The following is a 13,948-nucleotide window of genomic DNA, read 5'->3' on the forward strand; positions in this document are numbered from 1 at the left end:
CGGAGGGCTTGTTGCTCCTCCTGGTTCAGCAAGGCCCGCTTATCCCCTCCTGGGTTGTAGCGGTGCTTATCGATGAGCCCCTGGGGTCCCTCGGCGTTGTAGCGCCGGATGAGCTTGTAGACCCAGTTCTGGCTAAACCCGGTGGCCTGGCTCACTGCCCGGGTGCTGGGGCGGTTCTCCCGGGTCTGCTGGGCGTACAACCAGATCACCTGCCAGCGGGTCTTCTCCTTGGCATCCTTGCAGCTACGGTAGCGCTGTTCGAGTTCTTCCAGGCTCAGGTGGGCGTGTAGGGCTATGGCTTTGCTTGGCATGAGTTATTATCTACATAGATTTGGTATTACTGGCGTCCATCCCTGGGTTCACCATAGCACCCAAATGCGGGAGAGCAGGGTCATTTTGGCGTAGCGTACAATAACCCCGATGGTACGTTTTTCTGCCAGTGGGGTGCGCCTCGACCAGGCCCTGGCATTCGAGGCCAATACCTCGCGGGCCAAGGCCCAGGAGTGGATCGAAGCAGGCCTGGTAACGGTAGGGGGCAAGGTCGTTACCAAAGCCTCCTACAAGCTCAAGGGCGAAACCGTGGAGGTAGAGCCGCCACCGCCCCTTCCGGCCAGCGTGGCCGCCGAGGACATCCCGCTGCGGGTTTTGTACGAAGACCCCGACCTGATCGTGATCAACAAACCCGCCGGCATGATCACCCACCCCGCCCCCGGGGTCTACTCTGGAACACTGGTGAATGCCCTTCTGGGACGGTATGGGCTGGATGTCTCGCTGGGCGAGTCGGAAGAAGAAGGTGAGCTGCGCCTCAAAGCCCCCCGGCCCGAGCTGGTGCGCCCGGGGATCGTGCACCGCCTAGACAAGGACACCAGCGGGGTTATTGTGGTGGCCCGGCACGAAGCCGCCCACCGCCGGCTTTCCGAGGCTTTCGCCGGGCGCAGCATCTACAAGCGCTATATTGCCCTCACGGTGGGCATCCCGCGGGAGGGTATTCTGTCGGCTCCCATTGGCCGTCATCCGGTAGACCGCACCCGCATGCATGTGGGGGGTGTAGCGGCCCGGCACGCCCAGACCGAGTTTGAGGTGCTGGCGGTGGCCGAACCCCACGCCCTGGTCTCGGCCATCCTGCACACCGGACGCACCCACCAGATCCGGGTACACCTCAAGCACCTGCACGCCCCCATTCTGGGCGACGAGGTATACGGCAAGCCCTCTGACCTGATCGCGCGTCAGGCCCTACACGCCTACGAACTGCGCTTGCAACACCCTCGTACCGGCAAGTACCTGCACTTTGTGGCCCCTATCCCCCCCGATATGGTGCGGGCCTGGGAGCGGTTGGGCGGGGTCTGGCCGGCGGATTTGCACACCGAGGGGCTCGAGGCCGACGCAGTGGGGCCGTTTCGCTGAGGTTGGACGGCAGAGGCCTTGAAGCCAGAATAGCTGGCGCGGTGAGCTTCGGTCTTCCAAAGGACAGCCGCTCGAGGTTTTTTAGCGGAGCACTCGGTCTGGTAAACAGACCCTCTATTTCCCGTGCAGGCTATGCCAATTGGGCTTCCACGCCTGGTTGCTTGATTTGTGGGCTCGGGTTGGGAATACTGGGGTCAAGCAAAAGCCCAGGAGGCATGGTATGAATGTAGTGTTTCTCTCCCCCCATTTCCCCCCCAACTTCTGGCCGTTTTGTGTGCGTTTGCGTGAAGCGGGACACAACGTGCTGGGCCTGGCCGATGCCGAATACGACGCGCTGCGCCCCGAGCTAAGGCAGGCCCTCACGGAGTATTACAGGGTTTCCGATATGCACAACTACGACGAGCTGGTGCGGGCGCTGGGCTACTTTACACACCGCTACGGCAAGCTCGACCGGCTCGACTCCATGAGCGAGTACTGGCTCGAGACCGAGGCCAGGCTGCGCGAAGACTTTAATATCTTCGGCCTGCGGCCCCAGGATATGGACCGCGTGAAGCGCAAGTCGGTCATGAAGCAGTATTTTCAGCAGGCCGGGCTGCGGGTGGCGCGGGGCCGGGTCTGCCGCACGGCGGTAGAAGCCCAGGATTTTGTAGAAGAGGTGGGCTATCCGGTGGTAGCCAAGCCCGATATTGGGGTGGGCGCGGCCAAGACCTACAAGATCACCAACGACGCCGAACTTATGGACTATATCGCCACCAAACCCCCGGTGGACTACATTATGGAAGAGTTCATCCCCGGCAGAATCATCACCTACGATGGTCTGACCGATATCGAGGGTAACGTGGTATTCGATAGTTCGCTCGAGTACTCCAAGGGCGTGATGGAGGTGGTCAACCAGGACACCGACATCTACTACTACATGGTGCGGGAAATACCGGAAGACCTGCGCGAGGCCGGCCGCAAGGTGGTGGAGGCCTTCCATGTGCGCGAGCGCTTTTTCCACTTCGAGTTCTTCCGCCTGGAAGATGGCTCCCTGATGGCGCTGGAGGTGAACATGCGCCCCCCAGGCGGCCTGACCATCGACATGTTCAACTACGCCAACGACATGGACATATTCAAGGAATGGGTCAACGTGCTCACCTACGGTCGCGTGAGCCAGCAGGCCCAGCACCCCTACTTCTGCACCTATGTGGGCCGCAAAGACCACATCCACTACAAGCGTTCGCACGAACAGGTACTGGCCGAGTTTGGCCCCCTGATCGCCCACCATGAGCGCATCAGCGGCATCTTTGCCGGGGCCATTGGCAACTACGGCTACATCCTGCGCCACCCCGACCTGACCATCCTGCTGCAAGCCGCCCAGGCCATCCAGGAACGGGCCTAGCCAAGGAGTTTCGCATGTACACCGAGTATCACAAATGGTATAGCCCGGCCCTGGGGCACGAGATGGAGCTCAAACTGTACGGCCACTACGGCCAGCCGGTGCTGGTCTTTCCGGCCCAGAACGGGCGCTGGTACGACTGGGAAGGCCACGCCGGGATGGCCCAGGCCCTGGCCCCCATGATTGAGGCGGGGCGGGTCAAGTTTTTTTGCGTGGACGGCATTGACTGGCAGAGCTGGACCAACCAGAGCATCCCCCCGGCTGAGCGGGCCCGCCGCCACAACGACTACGACGCCTACATCATGCAGGAGGTGGTTCCCTTTGTGCAGAAGAACACCGGCCTGCCCACCCTGTGGGTCACGGGGTGCAGCATGGGGGCCCTGCATGCGGCCAACTTCTTCTTCAAATACCCCGAGGTATTCGACGGCCTGATTGCCATATCTGGGTTGTATCAGGTGGGTGGCTTTGTGGGCGATGCGGGCAGCATGGACGCCTACTTCAACTCGCCCTTGTGGTATTTGCGTAACCTGACCGACGAAGCCAAGCTCGAGGCCTACCGGCGCAACAAGATTGTGTTTGCGGTGGGCCAGGGACGCTGGGAGGAAGAGTGCCTGCGCGACACCCGCCAGATGCAAGAGCTGCTGCAACAAAAGGGCATCTATGCCACCTTCGACTACTGGGGCCACGACGTGGACCACGACTGGCCCTGGTGGCAGAAGATGCTGCCCTATGAGCTACAGCGCCTAGGGGTATGATATGAACCCCGCCCGAATCGTTTCGTTATGGACAGGTCAGAGCACCCTGGTTGTTCGAGCTAATGCTGCCCGTGCTTCAGGCGGGGGCCCCAGAAAAAAGAACAAATCAAAGACATCTCTTATGACTCGGGGGTTTTTTTCTCCACCGACTCGAGCCGGTGGTTGGCCCGGTAGTGCCCGGCCAGCTCGTCTATGTAGGTCTCCTCGCAGGGCTTAACCCCCGCCAGGTAGGCCGCGCGGCCCAGGGCGTGGGCGGCTACCGGCGCGGTCAGGATAATGAAGGCCAGGGCCGAGAGGGCCCGGGCCGCCACCGAGAGCTCCTGGTAGAACACCGCCACCGCCACCAGAATCAGGCCCACCCCCAGGGTACCGGCCTTGGAGGTGGCGTGCATGCGGTTGTACAGGTCGGGCATCCGCACCACTCCAATGGCCGCAATAAACAGGAAGAACACCCCACCCAGTACCAGGACATACACCAGCCACATTTGCATCTCAGTCCCCCTTCTGGCCCCGGTACTCGATGTAGCGGGCCAGCCCCAGCGTGGCCAGGAAGGCAAACAGAGCCAGCGCAATGGCGACATCTAAAAAGGCCGTCTGGCCACTGACCAGGGCATACAGGGCGGCCAGGGCCACCGAGACCGAGGTAATCAGGTCGAGGCCCACCACCCGGTCGGGCAGGGTAGGCCCCTTAACCAAGCGATATAGGGCAAAGGGCAGGGTCAGCATCAAGGCCAGCAGCATGGCCTCCAGAAAACTCATCGGGTTACCTCCAGAACGGCTTTTTCCAGGCTTTCGTGGGTAGATTCGATCACCTTTTGTGGGTCGTCCACAAACATCCCGTGCACATACAGCACCTTGCGGTCAGAAGAGACGTCCAGGCTCAGGGTGCCCGGTGTGAGGGTAATCAGGTTGGCCAGGAGGGTGATCTCGAGGTCGGTTTTAACCTCCAGTGGATAGGCGATAATGCCCGGCCGGATGGGCAGGCGGGGGGAGAGCACCGCCCGGGCCACCCGCAGGCTCGAGAGCACAATCTCCCACAGCATCAAGAGCACAAAACGGGGCAGCTTCCAGGCCAGGGTGAAGTAGCGCTGGGCCTGCGGGTCGAAGAGGGGGCGGGCCAGCAGCAGAATCAGGAAGCAGATGGCAAAGCCCACCAGAAAGTTTGCAAGGGTAAAAGCCTCGGTCACGGCCATCCAGAAGATGGTCAAAACCACGTTGTAGACAAAGGCCCTCATCGGCTCACCCCCAGCACCGCCTCAATGTAGCCGGCGGGCTCGAGCAGCTCCCGCGCTGCCGCCAGCGAGAGTCCCAGAAGCGGCTCGGCCCACAGCCCGATGCCCAGCGTCAGTAGGGCCAGCAGGGCTACCGGCAGCACCAGCCCCCCCCAGCCAGACGATGCGTCCGTGGCCTGGGGGGCATTCTTCCAAAAAACCTCGGCGAAGACCAAACCCATCGAGAGCAGGGTCAACAGGCCCACCAGCAGGGCTACCCCCACAATCCCATACTGCCCGGCCTGCAACCCCGCCGCCACCAGGGTAAACTTGGCCCAGAAACCCGAAAAAGGCGGCAGCCCCGCCAGCGAGAAGGCCGGCAGCAAAAACAGCACCGCCAGCCAGGGAAAGGGCCGGTACAGCCCGCCCATCCGCACCAGCACGGTGGTGCCCTGGAGGCGCTGCAGCAGACCCGCCAGCAAAAACAGGGCTGCGATGACAACCATGTGGTTGAGGGCGTAAAAGACCGAGCCAGCCAGGGCCAGCGGGGTCAGGATGCCCAGCCCCATCAGCATATAGCCGATGTGGCTCACCAGCTGGAACGACAAAAGCCGCCTGAGTTCCCCCTGGGCCAGCGCCATCAACACCCCCAGCAAGAGCGTAAAACCGGCAATCCAGAGAATCAGGTTATGGGTAAACCCGGTGTCCTGGGTGAAAAGCAGGGTAAAGACCCGGATCAGGGCATATACCCCCACCTTGGTCAGGAGCCCGGCAAAGAGGGCCGAGATCATCACCGGTGGGGCCGGGTAGGAGGCCGGCAGCCAGAAGAAAAAGGGAAAGACTGCGGCCTTGAGGCCAAAAGCTGCCAGAAAGAGCATGGCCAGCGCGCTCAAGAGCCCAGGGTGGACGGCCCCGACCCGGGTGGCCAGGTCGGCCAGGTTTAAGGCCCCGGTGGCCCCGTACAGGAGGCCCACCGCCACCAAAAACAGGATGGAGGACAGGAGCGAGACCGCGAAGTATTTGACCCCTCCGGCCAGCTGGGCCTGGCTGCCCCCCAGGATCATCAGCACGAAGGAGGCCAGCAGGAGCACCTCGAACCAGACGTATAGGTTGAACAGGTCGCCAGTCAGGAAGGCCCCATTCACCCCGAAGAGCAGCAAGTGGGCCAGGGCGTAGTAGCCCTGCGCCTCGCGGGCCGGGTCGCCTTCATTCAGGGCATACAGGGCCACCGCCACCGCCACCACCCCGGTGGCGAGCACCATCAGGGCCGAGAGGTGGTCGGCCACGAAGGTGATGCCGAAGGGGGCCGGCCAGTTGCCAATCTGGACGGCCTGGATGCCCCGCTGGTGGATCTGGATGAGCAGGGCCACGGCTGCGGCCAGCAAGCCCAGAGCGCCCGCCAGACCCAGCAGGCGCTGGGCGGAGCGGTGGGCCACCACCAGGCACAAAATGCCGGTGGTGAGCGGAACCAGCAAGGGAAGCACCAAGAGCCAGCTCATGGGCGCTCACCCTCCCATCGCACCTCGTCCACCGGCGAGGGGGCCGGGGCCGGCTCCAGGGTCTCGGGGATCGCCTCGGCGCTGAGGGTACCGAGTGCCTCCTGGGCCCGGAAGAACAGCACGATGCCGAAAGCCGCCAGGGCAAAGCCAATCACGATGGCGGTGAGAATCAGAGCCTGGGGTAAAGGGTTGGCGTAGGGTTCCATCACCGCACCGCTGGGCTGCACCAGGGGCGGGAACTGGCTGCCCAGGCGGCCTGCGGTAAAGATGAGCAGGTTGGCGGCGTTGCCCAGCACCAGAAAGCCAATCAGAAACTGAATCAGGTGGGGCCTGAGCATCAGATAGACCCCCACCGCCATCAAAGCGCCCACCAAAAACGAGAGCAAAACTTCCATTAGAGGCCCTCCGGACGGGCCGAAGACTCCTCGAGCCCAAAGATAGCCGAGAGGAGCGCCCCAAACACGGTCAGGTAGACCCCGATGTCGAAGATCACCGGCGTACCAATCTTCACGCCCAGCACCTTGAACCACTGCCCGGTCATGAAGGGCTCGGCCTGAAGCAGGGCCGGCAGGCCGCTCAACAGGGCCAGCAGCAGGCCCCACCCCACCAGCCTTAAAGGGGGCAGGGGCAACAGCTTGCGGGCCGCGGCCAGGCCGTGCGCCAGGGCAAACAGCGCATAGGCCCCCACCGCCACCAGGGCCCCGATAAAGCCCCCGCCCGGCTCGTTGTGGCCGCGCAGCAGTAAAAAGACCGAGAGCAAGAGCAAAAGGGTAAAGAGGAACCTCGAGGTGGTCTTCAGGATCAGGGTGTTCACGGCTTCTCCTCCCGCTTCCGTCGACTAGAAAGGGACGATCCTCTATGGCGCTTCACCAAGAGGGCCCAGACCCCCAGCCCGGCCAGCCCCACCACGGTTATCTCGCCAAAGGTGTCCAGGCCGCGGAAGTCTACCAGAATCACGTTTACGATATTGCGCCCAAAGCCTTCGGGCAGGCTCTTCTGGGCAAAAAACTGGCTCAGGTGCAGCTCGAGCGGCTGTGTCAGCATCCCCAGCATCAAGAGGGTGACCATACCCCCAAAGCCCAGGGCTACGGCCTTGTCCAGCCAGCGCCCATGCGGCACCGGCCCAATGTTGCGGATTTGCAGCAGCACCAAAGCGATCAGGATGGCGGTTAGGGTCTCCACCAAAAACTGGGTGATGGAGAGGTCGGGCGCGTTTTGCAGCAGGAAGACCAGGGCCACCCCCGCCCCCACCATGCCCAGCACCACCACCATCGCCAGGTGGGAGCGCAGCCGGAGGGCAAAAAGCGCCCCCAGGAGCATCAGCCCCAGCAGCAAGACCTGCGCGGGGGCGGGGCTCGAGGCCTCCTCCGGCCAGAAGACCTGGCCGCCGCGCAGGAGCGCCAGCCCCACCAGCGTCACCAGACCCGCAAATATCCAGACCAGGTAAGCCCTGAGCGAGCCGCTTTGCAGCAGGCGCTCTACCCCTACTGCCGCTCGCATGAGACCCCGCAGAAGGGCCACATAGGCGCTTTCCGGGCCAGGAAGGGGCTCCTGGGCCATCCAGGCCTGCAGGCGGGGGTAGAGGAAATAAAGCCCCATGCCCAGCAAAACCGTAAGCAGGCTTAGGAGCAAGGCCAGGTTGAAGCCAGGCCAGAGCTTCAGGTGATAGGCCACGGCCTGGCCCTTGACCGAACTGGCCACCGCCTCGGCCAGGGGGTTATAAAGCCCAGGAAACAGGCCCAGCAGGAGCCCCAGCCCCGCCAGCACCATAGGCCCCAGCCACAGGCTGGGCGGCCCCTCGTGCACCCCCTGGGGCGGCTGGCCGCGAAAGAAGGGCACCACCAGCAGCAGGGCCAGCATGGCCCCCACCGCAAAGCCCAGCACCGCCAGCCCCACCATCCAGGCTGGGGCGGCTTGCAGCGCGGCCACATACAGCACCTCCTTACCGATGAAGCCCAGCACCGGCGGCAAACCCGCCAACGAAAGGGCCGCCAGCACCACCGCCACCCCGGTGAGGGGCATCACCCGGAAGAGGCCCGCAAGCTGGGTAACATCGCGCGAGCCGGCCTCGTGGTCTACTGCGCCCGCAGCCATAAAGAGCCCGCCCTTATACAGCGAGTGGGCCAGCAGGAAGGTGGCAAAGCCCATGGCTGCGTAGTAGTCGGTGAGGGGCACCATCCCGATGGCAAAGACCAGTGCCCCCAGCGCGGCTACGGTGGAGTAGGCCAGCAGGCGCTTGAGGTCGGTGTGGCGGAAGGTGAGGGTGGCCCCGGTCAGCAGGGTGGCCAGCCCAAAGGTCATGAGGGCCGCGCTCCAGACCTCGCTGCCGCCCAGGGCCGGCTGGAGCCGGGCCAGCAGGTAGACCCCTGCCTTGACCATGGTGGCCGAGTGCAGGTAGGCCGAGACCGGGGTGGGGGCCTCCATGGCGTTGGGCAGCCAGAAGTGGAAGGGAAACTGCGCCGACTTGGTAAATGCCCCCAGGAGCACCAGGATTAAAGCAGGCATGTAGAGCACATGCCCGCGCAGCACCTCGCCCTTGCTCAAGAGCTCGGAGATTTCCCAACTACCGCCCATCCCAGCCAGCAGAATGAGCCCGGCCAGTAAAGCCAACCCTCCGCCCGCCGTGACCAAAAGGGCCTGGGTGGCAGCCCGGCGCGACTTGAACTCGCTGTGGTTGAAGCCAATCAGCAGGTAGGAGGTGAGACTGGTCAGCTCCCACATCACGAACAGGGTCACGATGTTGTCGGCCAGCACCAGCCCCAGCATGGAGGCCATGAAGAGCAAAATGACCAGGTAGAACCGGCCCAGATCCGGGTGACCCTTCAGGTAGCCGCCGGAGTAAATCACAATAAAGGTGCCGATGCCGGTGATGAGCAGGGCGAACAAGAGCGAAAGCCCGTCCAGATAGAAGGAAAAGTTGACCCCCAGGCTGGGCACCCAGGCCACCCCCTGCCGCACGGTCTGGCCTGCCACCACTGTGGGCAGCAGGCTGGCGAAGTAGGCCGTAAGGCCCAGCGGCAGGAGGGCCAGCACCCAGCCCGCGGCCTGGCCCAGCCAGCGGTAAAACCACGGCGCAGTAAGAGCCCCCAAAAAAGCGATTGCTGTAGCGACAACCATAGATTGCTCCGGTATAACCCCCCCCACAACATAACAAAGGGCAGAGACCTTTGACAGTCTCCACCTTGAAGTGCTGCACGCAGGCAGCTCGAGTTTTTCAGGGCGCATTATACCTGGTCAGGCAGGGTTGGCGACCCCCGAGGTTGTCTGCCAGGCAAATCGAACCCACCTCTGCGCTACACTACCGGCGCCCGCCCCAGCATGCGGTGTACCGCCCGGCCCAGGCGTTGGATACCTTCTTCGATTTGCTCTTGAGAGGCGCTGGAGTACGAAAGCCGCAGGGTATTTTTGCCGCTGCCGTCGGCAAAGAAGGGCTGCCCCGGTACGAAGGCCATCTTCTCCTCTACGGCCTTTTTGAGCAGCTCGAGGCTATCCAGCCCGGCGGGCGCGGTGAGCCAGAAGAACATGCCCCCCTCCGGCACAATCCAGCCCATGTCCTCGGGCATGTATTTCTGCAGGGCCTGAAGCATCCAGTTACGGCGGGTCTGGTAGGTCTGGCGAATTTTGTCAATCTGGGCGCGATACCACTCGTTATCCTGGATGAGTTCATGAACCAGCATCTGGTTCAGGGTGGGCGAGTGCAGGTCGGCCCCCTGCTTGGCAAAGGTGATCTTCTGGATGACGGGCTTGGGCCCCACCACCCAGGCCACCCGCAGGCCCGGCGCCAGGGTCTTGGAGGTGGTGGAAAGGTAGACCACGTTGCCCCCACCCTGTTCCTGGTCGAGGGCAAAGAGCGTGGGCAGGGGCCTGCCGTCGAAGTACAGCTCGGCGTAGGCGTCGTCTTCCAGGATGGGGGTGCGGTACTTGCGCGCCAGCTCGACCAGGGCCTTGCGGCGCTCCAGGCCCATCAGGCGACCCGAGGGGTTCTGGAAGGTGGGCAGCACATACATAAACTTGACTGTATGGGCTTTGAGGGCAGCCTCGAGCTGGTCGAGCTCGAGGCCCTCATCATCCATGGAAACCGAGACATACTCAGGTTCGTAGGGGTTGAAGGCGCTCAGGGCCCCCAGGTAGGTGGGAGCTTCCACCAGCACCCTCGAGCCGGGGTCAATCAGCACCTTGCCCACCAGATCAAGACCCTGCTGTGAACCCGAGACAATCTGCACCTGGTCGGGGGTGGTGCCAGGCAGCCGGCTGGCGATCCACTCCCTGAGGGGCAGGTAGCCCTCGGTGGTACTGTACTGGAGGGCCTGGGCTCCGTGTTTTTGCAGGATGCGCTGGGTGGCCTCGCCGATGCGCTGTATAGGGAACAGGTCGGCAGCCGGGAGCCCCCCGGCAAAACTGATAAAACCCGGCTGGGTGGTCAGCTTCAGAATTTCACGGATGGTCGAGGCCTGGATGCGCTGTGTTCGGGCCGCAAAGCGGTCATCAAAGTTGGCTTCTAGGTTTTCCACCCTTCCAGTCTACTCCTGGTATATGACGCTTTGTATAACTTCTGCCGCAAAGGCGTTAGGAAAAAACCTCCAAGGGTCTACATGTCCTTGCCGGGTGCCTAGCGCGACAGGCGGGGATCGAGGAAGAGCGGCTCGGGCTCACCGATCCGTACCTCACTCATGGCGGGATGACGGGGGTTGAACAACAGGTTGAATTCCTTTGGAACCACCGCCGAAGGCACCCGCAGGGCCACTGAGCGCAGGCCCAGGGCCCATTCGCTGCCCAGCCTCTGGGTGGACTCGGGGTAGGGTTCGGGTAGCTGCTGCCAGTCGGGGGGCAGATCGGTCAGGGTCTCGAGGTGGGCCTCGGGGATCTCCACCTCGATAGCTACAAACGCGGCCAACTGGGCCCGGTCGTCCAGGTGCACCAGCACCTCCAGGATGCCGGCGGAGAGGTGCTCGGCCAGGTAGACCACCGGGACGCCCTGGCGGTTCCAGCGTCCGGGATTCCGGGCTGCCCCTTCCCCGCTGAAGGCGGCGTGGGCGTATTTACGGGAGGCGATGCGCCAGGCCTTCACGTTACCAGGCCGTCCTCCAGGCGGCCCAGCAGGTGCTCCACGGCCTGGAAGCCGGGCTCGGTGTCAAGGTAGGCGAGGGGGCTCGAACCGTGCAGGAAGACCTTGGGGCCCTTCATCCAGGCGGCGGCCAGGTGGGGCGAGCCGAAAAGCGTCTCGGCGCGGCGCAGCAGGTAGATCACCTTGTACAGCCGGTTGGACTGCTCGCGCGAGAGGCGGCCCAGGGCCTTGTAGCGGTGGAGGCTGCTCCGGGGGATACCGGCGGCTTCCAGCACCTCCACCTGGCCCAGGCCGTAGTGTCGGGCCACCTCGGCAACGAGTTCGACCGGCAAGCCCTCCCGAACGCTTGCTACGTCATCCGGCGAGCCGTCAAAGCGAAGGACGGGCATGGTTTTCATATGGAACATTATGATGTTCCAAATTGCACCAGTCAACAGACCACCTACGGGTCGGCCCTGGAGGCCGCTAGCCTGTCCTCGAACTCACCCGCCCGCTATCGGTGAAACTCCGGCTCAAAGAGCCGGGCGTACTCGTCCAGAGCAAAGCGGTCGGTCATGCCGGCGATGTAGTCGCAGGCCGCGCGGTGGATGCCCTCGGCCTCGGCGGCTTGTTGCACCTGGGGGGGCAGGATGCGGGGGTCTTGGGTATAGGCCTCAAAGAGTTTTTCCAGCACAAAGCGCGACTTGCCCACCTGCCGCACCACGTAGTAGTGGTGGTAGAGGTTGGCATAAAGGAAGTCGCGCAGTTCGTGGAGCCGCTGGGTCAGGGTCTCGGAGTAAACCGCCAGGGGTGCGGGGTGGTGGCGCACAGCCTCGAGGCTGCCAATCCCGTGCTGCTCTAAGAGCGCATGGGTGGCGCCGATGGTGTCGCTGATGATCAGGCCCAGGAGTTCGCGGATAAAGATCCGGCGGCTCATCTCGTCGAAGCGGTCGGGGTGCAGGCCCAGCTCACCCAACAAATCCCGCAGTAGTTCAACCTCCCAGAGCTGGCCGGCTGTCAGCAGGCCTGAGCGCAGGCCATCGTCGAGGTCGTGGGCGTTGTAGGCAATCTCGTCGGCCAGGTTCACGATCTGGGCCTCGAGGCTGGGGCGCAGGTGGGGCTCGTAGCCCTGGGCATCGGGCAGGTCGTAGCGGGTCTCGTGTTTGACGATGCCCTCGCGGGTCTCCCAACACAGGTTGAGACCGCGAAAGCCGGGGTAGCGCTGCTCGAGGTGGGTCACGATGCGCATGGACTGTTTGTTGTGGTCGAAGCCGCCGTGTCCCTGCATCAGACCGTCCAGCACCGCCTCGCCCGAGTGCCCAAAGGGCGGGTGGCCGAGGTCGTGGGCAAAGGCGATGGTCTCGGTAAGCTCCTGGTTGAGCCCCAGGGCCCGGGCGATGGAACGGGCCACTTGGGCCACCTCGAGGGTGTGGGTCAGGCGGGTGCGGTAGTAGTCGCCCTCGAAGTTCACAAAGACCTGGGTTTTGTACTGCAAGCGGCGAAAGGCCGTGGTGTGATTCACCCGGTCACGGTCTTTCTGGAAGGGGGTGCGGTAACGCGACTCGGGCTCGGGGTGCTCGCGTCCGCGGCTTTGGCCGGACTTTACCGCATAGGGGGCCAGGGTCTGGGCCTCGAGGGCCTCGAGGCGCGCACGCTCGAACAACATGCCCTCAGTCTACGCTTGCCCCTTTAGCGCTGACAAACTGCGCTCGGGAAAACATGGCCATGTGAACGACTACCCACTTGCAAAAAAAGCTCGAGCCATCTAACATTCCGGAAAAAGCTCGAGGAACCTATATGTCGGTTATTTGCACGGAGGGTATTGTGAACCTTGTTGGGAAAGGGGGACGTTTTGGGTGATAAAGCTTATAGTTTTTTTAGCGAATGCATTGTGGGGAGTTATGAGACAAAATGTTGCTAAATCACTAGTTAGCCGCTGCGAGGCTCTTTACGACAAGTGACAGTCTAGCGGTACGCCCAACTCGGAGTATAGTCGCCATGGGACTCTTGACCTTCAGCATCAACGTCACCCTCGACGGTTGCGTCGACCACCGAGAAGGAACTGCCAACGAAGAGACCCACGCTTTCTTCACCCGCCTCATGGACGAGGTAGGGGCGATGCTTTGGGGCCGCGTCACCTACGAGATGATGGAGAGCTACTGGCCGGCGGTCGCTCGCGGCGACCTGGAGGCACCGCCGGCAATGCGCGAGTGGGCGGTTAAACTGGAGGCCAAGCCGAAGTACGTGGTGTCGTCGACGCGAACGGACTTCCCGTGGACCAACAGCCACCACATCGCCGGCGACTTGCGCACGGCCGTGCAGAAGCTCAAGGACGCGACCCCGGCCGGCGTGCTCCTCTGTAGCGGCAAGCTTGCGGCGGAGCTGGATCGGCTGGATCTGATCGACGAGTACAAGTTCCTCGTCCACCCCAGAATCGCCGGTCACGGCCCGACGCTGTACCAGAGTGGACTGCCCAGCACGCGATGCCTCGAGCTGGTCTCGGCGATGCCGCTCCGCAACGGTGCGGTCGCTCTGCACTACCGGCGCGTGCTGGGCTAACAAGGGGTTGCAGCGGACGGCCCGCCGCTGAACCCGAGGGTTGACCGGTTCAACGTCGCTTGTCTTCCTCGAGCACCCTTTTTTCTATGGCGAAAGGT

16 protein-coding genes are annotated in these 13,948 nt (G+C 63.2%); 4 read left to right on the forward strand and 12 right to left on the reverse strand.

What is annotated here, in order from left to right; translation table 11 throughout:
• Positions 1-311 (reverse strand): helix-turn-helix domain-containing protein (locus tag Q355_RS16975; RefSeq protein ID WP_027876921.1); only part of this gene is annotated, 311 nt, incomplete at its 3' end.
• A 109-nt stretch (positions 312-420) separates the two neighbouring features.
• Here Q355_RS16975 and Q355_RS0105785 point away from each other — a divergent pair.
• The 3 genes from Q355_RS0105785 (at position 421) to Q355_RS0105795 (ending at position 3,537) form a co-directional block, all read left to right on the forward strand.
• On the forward strand, positions 421-1,404 hold the full coding sequence (locus Q355_RS0105785; protein ID WP_027876922.1) for an RluA family pseudouridine synthase: 984 nt from the start codon (positions 421-423) through the stop codon (positions 1,402-1,404).
• Between the two features lie 220 nt (positions 1,405-1,624).
• Positions 1,625-2,785 (forward strand): ATP-grasp domain-containing protein, encoded by a 1,161-nt coding sequence (locus Q355_RS0105790; protein ID WP_027876923.1) that lies wholly within the window; start codon positions 1,625-1,627, stop codon positions 2,783-2,785.
• Between the two features lie 14 nt (positions 2,786-2,799).
• Entirely contained in the window at positions 2,800-3,537 is a 738-nt protein-coding gene (locus Q355_RS0105795) for an esterase family protein (RefSeq protein WP_027876924.1), read from the forward strand.
• 119 nt (positions 3,538-3,656) lie between these two features.
• Here Q355_RS0105795 and mnhG read toward each other — a convergent pair whose 3' ends face one another.
• The 11 genes from mnhG to Q355_RS0105850 all read right to left on the reverse strand — a co-directional run bounded on the left by mnhG (position 3,657) and on the right by Q355_RS0105850 (position 12,957).
• Entirely contained in the window at positions 3,657-4,028 is a 372-nt protein-coding gene (gene mnhG, locus Q355_RS0105800) for a monovalent cation/H(+) antiporter subunit G (protein WP_027876925.1), read from the reverse strand.
• Position 4,029: 1 nt separating this feature from the next.
• A complete protein-coding gene (locus tag Q355_RS0105805) occupies positions 4,030-4,296 on the reverse strand; it encodes an MrpF/PhaF family protein (RefSeq protein WP_036258826.1) in 267 nt (88 codons plus the stop codon).
• Entirely contained in the window at positions 4,293-4,772 is a 480-nt protein-coding gene (locus tag Q355_RS0105810) for a Na+/H+ antiporter subunit E (RefSeq protein ID WP_027876927.1), read from the reverse strand. Before Q355_RS0105810 ends, Q355_RS0105805 begins: the two co-directional genes overlap by 4 nt.
• Positions 4,769-6,247 carry a proton-conducting transporter transmembrane domain-containing protein gene (locus Q355_RS0105815; RefSeq protein ID WP_027876928.1) on the reverse strand — a complete coding sequence of 493 codons (1,479 nt, stop codon included), beginning with the start codon at positions 6,245-6,247 and terminating at the stop codon, positions 4,769-4,771. Before Q355_RS0105815 ends, Q355_RS0105810 begins: the two co-directional genes overlap by 4 nt.
• The gene (locus Q355_RS0105820) at positions 6,244-6,642 is read right to left on the reverse strand and encodes a sodium:proton antiporter (RefSeq protein ID WP_027876929.1); all 399 of its coding nucleotides are present in this window, start codon (positions 6,640-6,642) and stop codon (positions 6,244-6,246) included. The genes Q355_RS0105815 and Q355_RS0105820 overlap by 4 nt, the downstream gene beginning before the upstream one ends.
• On the reverse strand, positions 6,642-7,061 hold the full coding sequence (locus Q355_RS0105825) for a Na+/H+ antiporter subunit B (protein WP_027876930.1): 420 nt from the start codon (positions 7,059-7,061) through the stop codon (positions 6,642-6,644). The genes Q355_RS0105820 and Q355_RS0105825 overlap by 1 nt, the downstream gene beginning before the upstream one ends.
• Positions 7,058-9,364: a hydrogen gas-evolving membrane-bound hydrogenase subunit E gene (mbhE, locus tag Q355_RS0105830; protein ID WP_027876931.1), complete on the reverse strand. Its 2,307-nt coding sequence runs from the start codon at positions 9,362-9,364 to the stop codon at positions 7,058-7,060. The genes Q355_RS0105825 and mbhE overlap by 4 nt, the downstream gene beginning before the upstream one ends.
• Positions 9,365-9,540: 176 nt before the next feature.
• A complete protein-coding gene (locus Q355_RS0105835; RefSeq protein ID WP_027876932.1) occupies positions 9,541-10,758 on the reverse strand; it encodes an aminotransferase-like domain-containing protein in 1,218 nt (405 codons plus the stop codon).
• A gap of 98 nt (positions 10,759-10,856) precedes the next feature.
• The gene (locus Q355_RS0105840) at positions 10,857-11,315 is read right to left on the reverse strand and encodes an RES family NAD+ phosphorylase (protein WP_027876933.1); all 459 of its coding nucleotides are present in this window, start codon (positions 11,313-11,315) and stop codon (positions 10,857-10,859) included.
• Positions 11,312-11,710 carry a type II RES/Xre toxin-antitoxin system antitoxin gene (gene parS, locus Q355_RS0105845; RefSeq protein WP_156941882.1) on the reverse strand — a complete coding sequence of 133 codons (399 nt, stop codon included), beginning with the start codon at positions 11,708-11,710 and terminating at the stop codon, positions 11,312-11,314. Before parS ends, Q355_RS0105840 begins: the two co-directional genes overlap by 4 nt.
• A 95-nt stretch (positions 11,711-11,805) precedes the next feature.
• A complete protein-coding gene (locus Q355_RS0105850) occupies positions 11,806-12,957 on the reverse strand; it encodes a deoxyguanosinetriphosphate triphosphohydrolase (protein WP_027876935.1) in 1,152 nt (383 codons plus the stop codon).
• A 332-nt stretch (positions 12,958-13,289) separates the two neighbouring features.
• Here Q355_RS0105850 and Q355_RS0105855 point away from each other — a divergent pair, with 332 nt between their 5' ends.
• On the forward strand, positions 13,290-13,850 hold the full coding sequence (locus Q355_RS0105855) for a dihydrofolate reductase family protein (RefSeq protein WP_027876936.1): 561 nt from the start codon (positions 13,290-13,292) through the stop codon (positions 13,848-13,850).
• Positions 13,851-13,948: the final 98 nt, after the last annotated feature.

This window comes from Meiothermus cerbereus DSM 11376 (genome assembly GCF_000620065.1).
Classification (GTDB): Bacteria; Deinococcota; Deinococci; order Deinococcales; family Thermaceae; genus Meiothermus; species Meiothermus cerbereus.